Raw genomic sequence first — 14,799 nt, forward strand, 5'->3', positions numbered from 1 at the left:
CACCTAAATTACCAGTCTTTATCTGTTTTTACTTTTATTCCTTTTTGCTTTTCGGCATTCATTTTTTCTTGAACTTTTTGTTCTTGGTTATTCATAGCCTCTAGCAAGTTTTTTATTTGTTGTGGCGACATTTTTCCTGGTTGTGGTTTTGGCGGCTGCTTTTTTTCATCATCTTTTTTATCGCCTTGTTTACCTTTATCATCTTTTTCATCTTCAGGCTTGCCATTTTCATCTTCTTTGTCATCACCTTCTTTTTCCTTCTCGTCGCCTTCGTCTTTATTTTCTTGTTCGTCTTTGTTATCGCCTTCGTTTTCGTTGTTTTTATTCTTGTCTTCGTTTTGGTCTTTTTCTTGTTGGTCTTCTTTGTTTTCTTTATTGTTATCGTCTTCGTTTTGGTCTTTATTTTCTTGTTCGTTTTTAGCGCACTCTTTTGCTAAAGCTAAATTGTAACGTGTTTCATCATCAGTTGGGTTATTTCTTAATGCGTTTTTGTAAGCTTCAACAGCTTCAGTGCATTTTTTATTTTGCATTAAAATATTACCAATATTGTGAAATGCTTTATGTTTTTCTGCTTTTGAAGTACTGTTGTTAACGGCTTGCTCAAGACGGTATAAGGCTTCATCTAAATTACCCGATTTGTAATATGCATTTCCTAAGTTGTAGCTTCCTGCTATTGCGTTTGGGTTTTCATAAATGGCTTTACGGTATTCCATTTCAGCCAATACAAAATCATCATTAACAACTTTATTGCCTTCATAAACATAATTATTGGCATTTTTTAAAGCCAATAATTGCTGTTTGTTTTCTTTGTTGTTTTGCGCAAAAGAAACCGCTACAAATAGTGTTAGTATAACCCGTAGTAAACGTTTCATTTTTTTGTGTTTTAATACTTTAATATATAAAACCTTGTGTTGTTTTTAGTTAAAGATTTTATAAATTCTCATTAAACAAATTAAGCTTTTTTAACCAGGCTGTTTTACGTTCTAGCAAGAACACATCAATACATAAAAAAAATACGCCAAAGGCTAAAAACCATTGAAATTGGTCTTTAAAATCTGCAAATTGTTTGGCTTCAAATTCTGTTTTATCCATATTGGTTAAAATGTCTCTTATATTTTCAACAACATTGTTTGTGTTTTTTCCGTTTATGTATGCGCCATTGGCCTCTTGTGCTATGGCTTGCAAGGTTTCTTCGTTTAAACGTGTTATAACGGTTTCACCTTGCTGATCTTTTTTATAATTTAAAACTACACCATTTCGCTTAATTGGTATTGGGCCTCCTTTTGCATCGCCAACACCAATTGTAAAAATTCTAATACCTTCTTCACTGGCTTGTTCTGCTACTGCTGCAGCTTCTTCAGTGTGGTCTTCACCATCAGAAATAATTATTAAAACGCGGTTGGTTTGCTCTTCGTCATTAAAATATGTTGATGCTAATTTTATGGCTTCGCTAATGGCTGTTCCTTGTGATGAAAGCATATCGGTATTCATACCTTGTAAAAACATTTTTGCCGAAGCATAATCTGTTGTAATGGGTAATTGCGGGAAAGCTTTACCGGCGTAGGCTATTATACCAACCCTATCACTAGCTAAGTTGTTTATTATTTGCGTTACAAGTTGTTTTGATTTTTCTAACCTGTTTGGTGCAATATCTTCAGCTAGCATACTTTTTGATACATCAACTGCAAAAACTATATCTACACCTTCGCGCTTAACGGTTTCTAGTTTAGTACCTATTTTAGGGTTTACTAGCGCTAAGGTTAAACACAAAAATGCTAAACTTAAAACAATAATTTTTAATACTGATTTGAATAGTGATGTGTTTGGACTTAACCTTTTTAACAAGGCTTTATCTGAAAACTTACGCTGTGTTTTGTGTTTCCAGATTTGAAGCACTACAAAGAATAGTATGATTACCGGAATAACCAACAATGCCCAAAACCATATTTTTTCTTCTAATTGATACATGTATTAATATTCAAAAAAAATTAAAAAATTCAACTTTTAATGTTATACAAAACTTCTGAAAATTGAGAACCTTAGTAACACTTCTAACAGCAATAATGCACCTGCTAGTAGTACTAGTGGTCTGTATTTTTCATCGTAATTATAAAATTTGAATTCTTCAATTTCCGTTTTTTCAAGTTTATTTATTTCGTTATAAATGTCTTCTAGTTTTTTATTGTTTGTGGCTCTAAAATATTCGCCACCAGTTGCTTGAGCAATTTCTTTTAGTAGGTCTTCATCAATTTCAACTTGAATACGCCCATATTGAAAACTTCCGTTTGGTAAAATACCCACTGGCGATAGTGCCATACCATTAGTGCCTAAACCAATTGTATAGGTTTTTATACCATATTCTACAGCTAATTCACTTGCTGTAATAGGATCTATAAAACCTGCATTGTTTACACCATCAGTTAATAAAATAATAACTTTACTTTTGGCTTTACTGTCTTTTAAGCGGTTTACAGCTGTTGCTAAACCCATACCAATTGCCGTACCACTTTCTATAATGTTGTTATATTTTATGCTTTTTAAGGCTCTTAACACAATGGCTTTATCACTGGTAATTGGTGTTTTGGTATAACTTTCTCCAGCGTATTCAACTAAGCCAATACGGTCATTTGGTCTGCCTTTTATAAATTCTGCAGCTACTTTTTTTAGGGCTTCTAATCTGTTTGGCGATAAATCTTTGGCTAACATACTTGCCGAAACATCAATAGCCATAACAATATCAATACCTTTTGTTGTTTTTGTTTTTGTAGAAACATCAACCGTTTGTGGTCTTGCCAACGCTGTTATTAAAAGTATTAATGCTAAAAGCCTTAAAACAAACAATGCATGCCTTAATTTTGGCAACCATGTATTTGTTACTTTAAAGCCTTTTAAACTTGATATTTTAAGTTCGGCAGTTTGTTTTTTATGTTTAAAAATATACCAAAGTATAAGTAATGGTAACACTAACAGCAACCAAAACCATTGTTTGTTTAAAAATTGAACGCCTTCTATCATTTGCTTTCTTCTTTTTTAAGTTCTATTGAATTTAAAATGCGCTCTACAATTTGGTCTGCGTAGGTATCATTTTCTCGCCATGTTAATACTATTTGTTGCATAACATTTTGAGCTGTAAACCCTAAAATAACATATTTACCATTTTCTAATTTACTAGTACCAGGTATTGGCATGCTAAGTGTACCAAATACTTTTAAGCCTTGTGCTCCGTTTGGTGTTTCAAACTTTTCATTTTTGGTAATAATATTTTTAGCACCTGCGGCTTCATACATTTTTAAATTAGCTTCAATAGCTTGCTGTACATCTATTTTGTTTTCGCCTAGGTTTTTGTATTTACTTGTAGCAACTACAACGTTAAATTTATCTATTAAACTACCGTACCCAAATGTTGTTATATCTACTTGTTGTTTTAACTCATCTGGAATATTAGCATCCATACGTTTTAAAACTTTTGGTGTTGAAATTGATACTGGCGGAAAACCATATGAACTTGTTACCCAATTGCCCTCTAAAAGTTCTTTACTTTGATGCCCAATTATTGTGTCTTTCACGTAGTTAAACCCATATTTTAATGAAAAACCACCAATAGTTGCTAGCAATAAAAACACACAAATTGCTACGGTAATAATCATTTTTTTGCGTTTCTTTTTTTGTGCTTGCTCATTTCTGTATTGCTCATCAAGTAACTTCTCTTCTTCATCGGGTTCAGGCAATACGTCTTTTACATGATCAATTTCTGCATCAATGGTATTTCTATCTAATTCGGCTAAAGCAACATCGGGTGCAGATTTTGCGAATTTTACCAAATCGGCACGCTTCAAAATACTTTCAATATTTTTTATAGTTTCAGCACTTAAATCTATTTGATTACCTTGTTTTAAAAGGTTAAGCCTTGTAACCAACTCATCGGTGGTACTTTCTAATGCGTGGTCATATACTTTTTCATCTAAGTATTTTCTAATAACCAGTGTAAGTTCAGAGTAATATGTTTTTAAGTCTTCGTGCTCTAAATAATGGCTTTCGTCTAGTTTTTTTAAAGCTAATTTGGCTCTGTCATATGGTGGTAAAAGTGCTATTTGCTCTGCTTCGGTTAATGGTTTTTTTCGCCAAATAAACCACCAAAGTAATGCAGCAACTACGCCAATAATTAACAGTGATATTAAAAGATATTTTAACCAATTACCGCTTGTTTTTTTTACTTCAATAATTGGTTTTATATCATACAAACCTTGTTTTGTGGTATCTACAACAATATTATTTACAATAACCTGTAAAGAATCTGTAAAAAATGTTTTGTTGCCTACTACTATTTTTTGCTTTGGAATGGTATATGCACCAGAATCAAATTGTGTTAAACCGTATTTTTTTATAAGGTTGTATTTGCTGTTTTTTTTAACGGTATCAACAGCGTAAGATTCTATCATTTCTAATGGCGAAAATGTTTGTCCTTCGGGGAAAACCACTAATTGAGTAGTATCTGTTTCAACCTCAACCTTAAAGGTTATTTGCTGGCCAATTTTTATTGTTGTGGAATCTATGGACGCTGTAACTTGACCAAATAAGACACTAGAAAAAAGACACAAGACACTAGTTAAAAAAGCTACTGCACTTTTTTTGTAAAAAAACAAATTATATCTCTTATCTCTTATCACTTTTAACTTTTAACTTTTAACTTTTAATATTATCCTCTTCGTTTAAAGTATCCTAATAATTTTTTCACGTAGCTTTCATCTACCCTACAATCAATAGAGCCTGCTCCAGATTTGGTAAAGCTGTTTTTATAATAGTCTACTTTTTGTTTGTAAAACTTAGCATAATTATGCCTAACTTTTTTTGATGACGTGTTTACTAACATAAGCTCGCCAGTTTCTTCGTCTTGCATTTGTACCATACCTAAATTTGGTATGTTTTCTTCGCGTTTATCAAACACCCTAATGCCGGTAACATCATGTTTACCCGATACAATTTTCATGGTGTGCTGATAATCATCGGCTATAAAATCAGAAAGTATAAATACTATGGCTTTCTTTTTCATAACGTTTGATAAGAATTTTAAAGCCTCGGCAACATTTGTTTGTTTACTTTCTGGCTGAAACTCTATTAATTCACGTATAATTCTGAGTACATGCGACCGCCCTTTCTTTGGCGGAATGTAAAGTTCTACTTTATCAGAAAATAAAATAAGCCCTATTTTATCGTTATTTTGTGTGGCCGAAAATGCTAAAGTTGCTGCAATTTCGGTAACTACTTCGTTTTTAAATTGCTGCTCGGTACCAAAAAATTCTGAGCCTGAAACATCAACCATAAGCATCATGGTTAATTCGCGTTCTTCTTCAAAAACTTTTACAAATGGCTCATTGTATCTGGCTGTAACATTCCAGTCTATGTTTCTAACATCATCACCAAATTGATACTGGCGTACTTCAGAAAACGTCATACCACGCCCTTTGAAGGTAGAGTGGTATTCGCCTCCAAATACATGATCAGACAAACGGCGTGTCTTAATCTCTATTTTGCGTACTTTTTTTAGTAATTCTTTAGTATCCATCGTTTAATTGTCTATTGAATATTTATTATTGATTATTAACTCTCAATAATCAATTGGCAATTATCAATTGAGCAATTTTAAGGTACTTCAATTTCGTTTACTATTTTGTTTATGATGTCTAATGAAGTTATGTTTTCTGCCTCAGCTTCGTAGGTAATACCTATTCTGTGGCGCAGCACATCGTGCACTACGGCTCTTACATCTTCAGGAATTACATAACCTCTTCGTTTTATAAATGCATAACATTTGGCTGCAGTTGCTAAATTTATACTACCACGAGGTGAAGCCCCAAAAGAAATTAATGGTTTTAAGTCTGCTAATTTATATTTTTCAGGATATCTGGTAGCAAAAATAATATCTAGAATATATTTTTCAATTTTTTCATCCATGTAAACCTCTTTTACAGCTTTTTGTGCATTAAGTATTTGCTGCACAGAAACCACAGGGTTTACTTTTTCAAAAGCGCCTTTTAGGTTAGCTCTAATAATAAGTTGCTCTTCATCAATTTTAGGATAATCTATAACTGTTTTTAGCATAAAACGGTCTACTTGCGCCTCAGGCAAAGGGTATGTTCCTTCTTGCTCAACTGGGTTTTGGGTAGCCATTACTAAAAAGGGTTTGTCTAGTATAAAGGTTTCATCGCCAATAGTAACTTGCTTTTCTTGCATAGCTTCTAATAAGGCAGATTGTACTTTTGCTGGTGCACGGTTTATCTCATCGGCTAATACAAAGTTTGCAAAAATGGGTCCTTTTTTTATTGAGAAATCGTTTTCTTTTATGTTGTAAATTAATGTACCAACAACATCGGCTGGTAATAAATCTGGTGTAAATTGTATTCTGCTAAAACTACCATCAACTACCTGAGACAGCGTGTTAATTGCCAGTGTTTTAGCTAGCCCAGGCACACCTTCAAGTAAAATATGCCCTTGCCCAAGCAAACCAATTAGCAAACGTTCTACCATGTGCTTTTGGCCTACAATAACCTTGTTCATTTCTAGCATGAGTAAATCTACAAAAGCACTTTCTTTTTCAATCTTTTCGTTAATAGACTTAATATCAATTGTACCAGTTTCTTGCATCATTTTTATTTTTTTTGAAGCCCGAATATAATAAGCTTCATTGAGTGTTGCAAATTGTTAAAATTTTTACTGACTTGCTGTTAAAAATTGGTTAAAAATATTTAGCAAAGATGCCGTATTATCAATAGTTTGCATATAAATTAAATTGAAACAGCATTACATATTTTTTTTAATCTGTTTTAAGTATTTTTATACAGCATAATATTTTCTTTTCAAAAGAAATAGCCACCATGATTAACAAGCGCCTACTTATTAAACACCTTTTGGCTCATAATGATGAAAACAGTTTTTATGACAAGAAACGAAAGGTTGATATTAGCCATAAAGAAGGAAAGGCTAAATTTTTAAAGCATATTTGTGCACTATCAAATAGCAACCCAAAAAATAATGCCTACATTGTAATTGGTGTTGAAGATGAAGATAATAACATTGTTGGTGTTGATTTTTTTGATGATAGCAAAATACAAAACTTAATTAACGCCTATTTAACAAGCCCACCCATAGTGCAATATGAAAACATTCCTTTTCCGCACTTACCCGATGACAAAGTTGTGGGGTTAGTTACCATTAGGCCTACAGGAAAACTTACATCACTCAGAAAAAATATTTGGAAATATTACGGCGGTTCAGTGTTTTTTAGAGATGGCAGCATGAGCATGCCCAAAGTGTTTGATATTGAAATAAAAGATGTTAACTCTAAAATTGTTGAAGCTATTGAAAACAATGCCCAAAACAACATTGAACATACGCTAAATGGAGTTTTTGATTTTATGAATAAACGTAAAGACTACAATGCCAAATACAAAGTTTTTAAAGAGTATTTTGTACTATGCTGGAGCGGACAAAAAAAGGTTGTAAAAAATGAAACGTTTTTCTCTAGGGTTGATATTGAGTTGGTAAACGAACAAGTGCGCTTATTCTTTTCGGCGCTTGATGAAGTGTCAATTGTATACAACGAAGATAGTTTTAAAATTGTTGAGTACGTTAATTTAGGACTTCAAAACAAACGAAAATATTACAAACTAGAAGAAACACACATTAAGTTTGAAAACAACGCTAATTACAACATAGAAACCAAACTTTTATTTGAGCCACCAGAGTTTGACAAAAAAGTACTGCACCATATATACAACACCAACAACACCATACTTAGTAAACTAAAAAAAGGGATTGCTCTAACAAAAAACGAAGAAGCAGACTTGCTAAACTTACCAGCAACTTATTTAATTTGTTACTTAAATTTATTTCATGATGCTATAAATAAATTAAAAGAAGCCAAACCATATTTAAAACAACACAACTTAAAAGTTTATCAATTATACAAAGAAACCATGCGTATTTTACGAAAAGTGAAATACAGTTAATTTCTCACAAAAATTAACCTTTAGTTAACGTTAAAGCTTTGCTAATAATAAAAAACACTTTACTTTTGCAATGCTATTAATCTTTTTAAGATATAACCTTGTTTCTCCCATAAAATTTGGCACTGAAGCAAGGTTTTTTTTATTTATATAAAATGCAATTGTTTAAATGATTTTTTAAGTACTTTTTCATCATTTACATCTAACCATTTATTTAAAACTGAAGCGTAAATAGCTCTAAAGTCTATTTCAAATTTTAAATCGCCATTAGCATCTAAATCTTCCAAATTGGCCATATTGTTATATAAACCAGGTTTACGCAACTGATTACCAATAATAAATAAATTATTAGCAGCACCATGGTCTGTGCCAGCGCTACCATTTTGTTTTACACGCCTTCCAAATTCTGAAAAGGTTAAAATTAACGTATCATTAAAGGTGCCACCTGCTTGTAAATCTTTAACAAAAGCCTCAACAGCTTCAGCATACTGACTCAACAAGCGTTTTTGTGTACCCAACTGGTTTACATGTGTATCAAACCCATTTAAAGCCGCATAATACACTTTAGTTTCTAAATGCGAATTAATAAATTGAGCCGTTGTTTTTAATTGTTTACCAAATTTATTTGAAGGATATTCTATGTTTGATGATACGGTTTTGCTAGATTCATAAATATATTTAGCTGATGCATGTGCTTCAATCATAGATTTATATAAATACCCTAAATTATGTTCATTTAAATGCGCATCATTTTGATGGTTATATAAGTTTTTAAAATACGGGTCTCTAGATAAATTAAATAGCGCTTTGGCATCTTGTGTGGCAATGGCATTGGTGGTTTCACCTTTCATGGCTAAAGATAAACTGTCGTTAATTTCAATGGCAGCATATGGTTTTTGGCCATAATAATCTAAATACCTACCAATCCAACCACTTTGCGAATACTCATTAGCATTGGTTGCTGTTTGCCAAATATCGGTAGACCTAAAATGCGATCGGTTTGGGTTTGGGTAGCCCACATTGTTTATTATTGTTAAAAAACCCTCATCATAAAGCCTGTTTAAAGGTGCTAAACTAGGGTGCAAACCAACCTGATTTGTAAGCTTTAAAACATTGTTTTTAGCAATACTTAATGTGGGGCGTGCGTTGTAGTAAGTATCATTTTCAAATGGAATTACGGTATTTAACCCGTCGTTTCCGCCAGATAATTGAATTATTACCAAACGTTTATACCCTAAACTTGCACTAGCAACATTTTCAAAAGCTTTAACAAAACTTGGTACAAAAAATAAACTACTTGCTAATGATGATTGTTTTAAAAATTTTCTTCTATCCATAATTAACACATTTGATATTCAGGTAAAGACATTAATTGCACACAGTATTCTTGCTTTGAAACCTTTTGCAATCCGTTTAAATAATTTTTGGCTACAGGCGAAATGTTACAAGCTAAAACATAGTGTTGCAAGTGGTTTATATCAATATTTTTAAAATGTTTATTGAAGTAGTTCCAGTTACTTTCAACATTAAAACGCTTACCAAAATTCTTTTTAAAATAGTTCTTTTTTTGCGCCATTAAAACATCTGATGCGCCTTCTTCTGTTTTAGAAATATAGGCACTGTTTAATAATAACGATGGTAATTTTAAACGCATGGTTATGGTATTACTATCTATCCAGTTTTTACCACCTTTCCAGCCCGCAACATTTGGCGGATCTAAAAGCACTTGCCCTAATAAACGCTGCAAATACAATAATTGTTTTTGGTTTTTAAATGTGGTTGGCACTAATGTTTGTATACCAACTAATAGCTCTATGGGCGATTTAATTTTATTACCAATATTTTCTTCAGCATAAAACCATTTAGAGCTACAAACATGACGCATAAGCGCTTCAATATTATAGTTTTTATAAAACACTTGTGTCATTTCTTCAACATGTGCTTTGTTTATAACGTCATTTACGTAGTAGCGGTACAATTTTTCGCAAATGTATTGCGCACAACGCTTTTGGTTTAAAATAATATCAACAATATTGTTTCCTTGGAAGTTGCCAGTTTGCCCAAAAAATGTTTTTTCACCATGATCATGCAAACGTTTTCTAAACAAAGAATTGCCTTGTAAATCATGTGCATACCCTGTAAAAGCTCTTGCAGCCTCTTTTATATCTTGCTCAGTGTAATTACCAACACCCAAAGTAAAAAGCTCCATAAGCTCACGGGCAAAATTTTCATTAGGTTTTTGCTTTTTATTTTGCTTAGTGTTTAAATACTTTGTCATGGCAGCTTCTTTTGAAACCGCATTTACAAAGTCTTTAAAATTACCTAAAGCGTGTTTACGCAAGGTATTGTGATATTTTTGAGTGTATATATAATTGTTGTCTTCGCACACAAAATGATTAGCCCAAAAAAGTGTCATTTTTTCACGTACTACTTCTGTTGAGTTACTCATTCTATCAATCCACGCCACATTAAGTTTTGGTGTTAATTGCCTACTTAACTTTTGAATTTCACGCAGATTTTCTTTTGCCGTTACATAAGAATCTCCTATTAAAGCTTTTAATTTTGAAGTATCTTGGGTTAATGGTGTTATGGTTTTTGAAGCATCAAACAAATTATTTACTATTTGCTTTTTACTTTTTTTAGAAATTTCATCTAATTCACTAGGTAAAATACCAAAACCTAAGCGCCTGTATAAATGTAAAATATGTTTTTGCTCCATAACTAATATTATAAATTAAAACTAAAAAAACACTGTAATCATTTAGACTTTAATAATTTAAAAAGGTTTAATTATGAAAGATATAAAAAAAGCTGTTTCAAAAAACGAAACAGCTTTTATTTATTACAATTATACTATGTGTTTTACCTTCCACCATCTAATTGGTCCTGCCAATTTTTAAGTTCTTGCCATTTACCTTCATAAGCTAATTGGGCTTGTTTTGGCCATGTGCCTGGGTTGTGCATTTTAAACCTATCGCCACCATTAATTAAAACCTCTTTACATTTTTCAATTGAACATTCAGAAAGCGCTTTCCAAGTTTTTACACCACTATCATGAAATAACCCTTGAATTTTAGGCCCAATACCTTCAACTACTGTTAAATCATCTTCTTTAATTTTTTTACCAAAAACAGCTTTAGCACCGGCGGCATCAAAAGCAATTAAAGGAGCTGCAGCTGCCATTGAATTAGCAGCCAAAGAATTTGCTAACGATGTTTTGGTGGTATTCAATTCTCTTTTGTAAGTTTCTTTGCTGGTTAAACAAGTATCTAAATCGTTTTTCAAAGCTGTTTTACTTTTTAAACATGCTTGTAAATCAGCTTCTAATTTTGCTATTTTATCACCATCATCATTATTTCCGCCACCCATAAGTTTGCCTAATAAATATCCTAAAATTGCTGAAATTACACCTACTAATAAAGGAATTAACCAGCACGGTATTGAAATTGCTAATAAAGTCATGATTGTATATTTTTTTATATTTTAATTAATTGTTACTACGGTTCTTCGGTTTTGTGCTCTACCTTCTTCGGTTGCGTTATCTGCAATTGGCTCGTGTGGCCCTTTAGATGATGTTTCAATATTTTGCTCTAAAATGCCATTTTTAACCAAGTAGCCTTTTGCAAAATCTGCTCGCTGTTTACCTAAAGCCACATTATTATTGGCATTTCCTGTATTATCAGTATGCCCAACTACTTGAACTTTTACACCTAATTTATCAACACAATGTGAAATATTGGCAATTTTTTGGCGTTGTTGTTCGGTTAAATTAATAGCGGCTTGCCCTGTTTTAAAATGAAGTACCAATGGGTTAGCCCTAACAGAATCACAAGCTTGCTCTAAAGCTTTTAATAATGATGTATCTGAAGCATCTATAGTTAACATGCTAAAATTTAATGGCCCATAAAGTGTGTTAGCATCATCAGGATTTATAGCATCATTTAACTTACCAAACGTATCAATTTGTTTAGCTGGCACACCGTGTAAAACTAAATAGTTTTTAACAGCATTGGCTCTTGCTAAACCTAAATTAGGATAGGCTGAGTTGTTTTCCTCATCACTTTTATAAAAACCAGTGATTTCAACATCTTTTAACGGATTATTAATTAAATAATTCTTTAATTTTAAAACACCTTCTTCAACATTTTTAGAAACAGGTTCTAAAATGGTGTAGTTTGAAGTTTTGAAATTGAAATTTTCAGCAATTTCTAGATTAAAATCACTTTTTTCATCTGAAATAGAGAAAGCATTTTTAGTAGCTTCTTTGGCTTGTGGGGTTTCTACCAACGGCTCTTGGTTTGGTTTTTCTGTAGCTGCATTTTTACCACAACATTGGTTGCAGCAAAAAAAATAATACAGAATAGTACCAAGAATGATTGTGAGTAGAATTCCTAAAAGATAGGATGTTTTTTTACTCATTTTAAAAGACTGTTTTTGGTTAATATTTAAGTGTTTGTAATATAATACTTTACATATTATTTAAGAAACATTAACCCGAAAAAAGTCACATTAAAAGTTCATTCAACCTATAAATTAAACTTTATACCTTGCGCTAAGGGTAATTTTGTGGTGTAGTTTATGGTGTTTGTTTGACGACGCATATAAACTTTCCAAGCATCAGAACCAGATTCTCTACCGCCTCCAGTTTCTTTTTCGCCACCAAAGGCGCCTCCTATTTCGGCACCCGATGTTCCTATATTTACATTAGCAATACCACAATCACTACCGGCATGACTTAAAAAATGTTCGGCCTCACGCAAATTATTAGTCATTATTGCAGAACTTAAACCTTGTGCTACACCATTTTGGATTTCAATAGCGTTTTCAACACCACCTTCATATTTTAACAAATATAAAATAGGTGCAAAGGTTTCGTGTTGTACAATTTCAAAACTATTTTCTGCTTCGGCTATAGCTGGTTTTACGTAACAACCACTTTCATAACCTGAGCCTGAAAGCACTTCACCTTCAACTAAAATAGTACCGCCTTCTTGTTCAACTTTTGTTAAAGCATCTTTATACATATTTACAGCAGCTTTGTCTATTAATGGCCCAACGTGATTGGTTTGGTCTAACGGATTTCCAATTTTTATTTGTTTGTACGCATCAACAATGGCTTGTTTTACTTTGTTATAAATACTAGTATGAATAATTAAACGGCGTGTGCTTGTACAGCGTTGTCCTGCGGTACCAACAGCGCCAAAAACAGCACCTATAACCGTCATTTTTATATCGGCATCGGGTGTAACAATAATAGCGTTATTTCCTCCTAATTCTAATAAGGTTTTGCCCAATCTGCCAGCCACTTCTTTGGCTACAATTTTACCCATTCTGGTTGAACCTGTTGCAGAAACTAACGGAATTCTAACATCTTTAGTCATAAACTCACCAACTTTATAATCGCCATTAATCAAGCATGAAATACCTTCTGGCAAGTTGTTTTCTTTTAAAACTTCGGCTATAATATTTTGGCACGCTATACCGCAGAGTGGTGTTTTTTCACTTGGTTTCCATACACAAACATCGCCACAAACCCAAGCTAAAGCGGTGTTCCATGACCAAACTGCTACCGGAAAATTAAATGCTGAAATAATACCAACCACCCCAAGCGGATGATATTGTTCATACATACGGTGTCCTGGGCGCTCACTGTGCATGGTTAACCCGTGTAACTGACGTGATAACCCAACGGCAAAGTCGCAAATATCAATCATTTCTTGTACTTCACCCAAGCCTTCTTGGTAGCTTTTACCCATTTCATAAGACACTAGTTTACCTAAAGCCTCTTTTTTTTCTCTTAATTTATCACCAAATTGGCGCACTATATCTCCGCGCTGTGGTGCAGGCATTAATTGCCATGTTTTAAAAGCTTTAGTAGCTGTGGCCATTACAGTTTCATAATCACTTTTTGATGTTGTTTTTACACTTGCAATAAGCTTTCCATCAACGGGTGAAAAACTTTCTAAAATATTTCCGTTAGAAAAGTTTTTTACGCCTGTAGAAGTGCCATTGTTTATGTTTTGTATTCCTAATTGTTTTAAGGTGTCATCAATATTAAAAAGTGTCATAAATTACATAGTTTAATTAGTGTTTACTAAAATAAGTATTGTTTTTAACAAACCAACTATAACTACTTTTTTAAGAATAACTGCGTGTAGTAAGCCACGCCTTTATTGTTTTTAATTACGGCAATGCCTATGTGTGTAAAATCGCCTTCAATATTTTTTTTATGGCCTGTACTATTTAACCATGCTGCCATTACAGATGCCGCATTTTTTTGCCCGTTAGCTACGTTTTCTCCTGTTTTTTTGGCGTTTTCTTCTTTCATTAATGCGTCTGATCGTTCATCAAAATTATCATGACTAATGTCGTTTTGAACAATCATATATTCAGTATGCTGTTTAGCTAAACTTGTGGCTAATGCGTTTTTAGCTAAAGTATTTTTACCAATACTTTTTCTATGTTCATTTACAAGTAATAAAATTTCATTGGCGGTTGTTAGCGTTTCAATATTACCAGTTTCATTATCTGTTGCATCATCTTTAGAACAAGCTAATACACTAAACATTAATGATAAAGAAAAAACCAGATACTTAAATGAAGTTAAATTGTAAGTTTTCATGATATAATAATTTGGGACTTTCAATATACATTTGTTACACCTTTGTTGCTATAAAAAATTTAAAAAAATACATTTGCCACTTAAAAACCTTGCAGTTCATCGGTATTAATTCAAAAAAAACTTTAAAATATTAATACTTTTTTAACACTCTCACAAAGACCGTGTTAACAATAG

13 protein-coding genes are annotated in these 14,799 nt (G+C 32.6%); 1 reads left to right on the plus strand and 12 read right to left on the minus strand.

The window, feature by feature from the left end; translation table 11 throughout:
- Window positions 1-8: 8 nt before the first annotated feature.
- The 6 genes from FUA26_RS03350 to FUA26_RS03375 form a co-directional block, all read right to left on the minus strand.
- Entirely contained in the window at window positions 9-872 is an 864-nt protein-coding gene (locus tag FUA26_RS03350) for a tetratricopeptide repeat protein (RefSeq protein WP_147131552.1), read from the minus strand.
- A 58-nt stretch (window positions 873-930) separates the two neighbouring features.
- A complete protein-coding gene (locus FUA26_RS03355; protein WP_147131554.1) occupies window positions 931-1,968 on the minus strand; it encodes a vWA domain-containing protein in 1,038 nt (345 codons plus the stop codon).
- A gap of 42 nt (window positions 1,969-2,010) precedes the next feature.
- Window positions 2,011-3,015, minus strand: coding sequence for a vWA domain-containing protein (locus tag FUA26_RS03360; protein ID WP_147131557.1), 1,005 nt, complete (start codon window positions 3,013-3,015; stop codon window positions 2,011-2,013).
- On the minus strand, window positions 3,012-4,667 hold the full coding sequence (locus FUA26_RS03365) for a hypothetical protein (RefSeq protein WP_394344909.1): 1,656 nt from the start codon (window positions 4,665-4,667) through the stop codon (window positions 3,012-3,014). The genes FUA26_RS03360 and FUA26_RS03365 overlap by 4 nt, the downstream gene beginning before the upstream one ends.
- 29 nt (window positions 4,668-4,696) lie before the next feature.
- Window positions 4,697-5,563, minus strand: a complete 867-nt coding sequence (locus FUA26_RS03370; protein WP_147131559.1) for a DUF58 domain-containing protein — start codon at window positions 5,561-5,563, stop codon at window positions 4,697-4,699.
- 77 nt (window positions 5,564-5,640) lie between these two features.
- On the minus strand, window positions 5,641-6,642 hold the full coding sequence (locus FUA26_RS03375) for an AAA family ATPase (protein ID WP_147132617.1): 1,002 nt from the start codon (window positions 6,640-6,642) through the stop codon (window positions 5,641-5,643).
- A 230-nt stretch (window positions 6,643-6,872) separates the two neighbouring features.
- Between FUA26_RS03375 and FUA26_RS03380 the strand changes: the two genes are divergently transcribed.
- Window positions 6,873-8,006 carry an ATP-binding protein gene (locus FUA26_RS03380; protein WP_147131562.1) on the plus strand — a complete coding sequence of 378 codons (1,134 nt, stop codon included), beginning with the start codon at window positions 6,873-6,875 and terminating at the stop codon, window positions 8,004-8,006.
- Between the two features lie 143 nt (window positions 8,007-8,149).
- On the opposite strand, the gene FUA26_RS03385 is transcribed toward FUA26_RS03380, so the two are convergent.
- The 6 genes from FUA26_RS03385 to FUA26_RS03410 form a co-directional block, all read right to left on the minus strand.
- Complete coding sequence (locus FUA26_RS03385; RefSeq protein ID WP_147131564.1) at window positions 8,150-9,340, minus strand: DUF1501 domain-containing protein; 1,191 nt, start codon at window positions 9,338-9,340, stop codon at window positions 8,150-8,152.
- Window positions 9,341-9,342: 2 nt separating this feature from the next.
- Window positions 9,343-10,722 (minus strand): DUF1800 domain-containing protein, encoded by a 1,380-nt coding sequence (locus FUA26_RS03390; RefSeq protein ID WP_147131566.1) that lies wholly within the window; start codon window positions 10,720-10,722, stop codon window positions 9,343-9,345.
- A gap of 143 nt (window positions 10,723-10,865) precedes the next feature.
- Window positions 10,866-11,465 carry a hypothetical protein gene (locus FUA26_RS03395; protein ID WP_147131569.1) on the minus strand — a complete coding sequence of 200 codons (600 nt, stop codon included), beginning with the start codon at window positions 11,463-11,465 and terminating at the stop codon, window positions 10,866-10,868.
- Window positions 11,466-11,486: 21 nt separating this feature from the next.
- A complete protein-coding gene (locus tag FUA26_RS03400; protein WP_147131572.1) occupies window positions 11,487-12,422 on the minus strand; it encodes an OmpA family protein in 936 nt (311 codons plus the stop codon).
- A 107-nt stretch (window positions 12,423-12,529) separates the two neighbouring features.
- Window positions 12,530-14,071, minus strand: coding sequence for an L-piperidine-6-carboxylate dehydrogenase (gene amaB, locus FUA26_RS03405; RefSeq protein WP_147131575.1), 1,542 nt, complete (start codon window positions 14,069-14,071; stop codon window positions 12,530-12,532).
- A 62-nt stretch (window positions 14,072-14,133) separates the two neighbouring features.
- A complete protein-coding gene (locus FUA26_RS03410; protein WP_147131577.1) occupies window positions 14,134-14,625 on the minus strand; it encodes a CAP domain-containing protein in 492 nt (163 codons plus the stop codon).
- Window positions 14,626-14,799 lie beyond the last annotated feature (174 nt).

Origin of the sequence: Seonamhaeicola algicola, from assembly GCF_007997385.1 — a bacterium.
GTDB lineage: Bacteria > Bacteroidota > Bacteroidia > Flavobacteriales > Flavobacteriaceae > Seonamhaeicola > Seonamhaeicola algicola.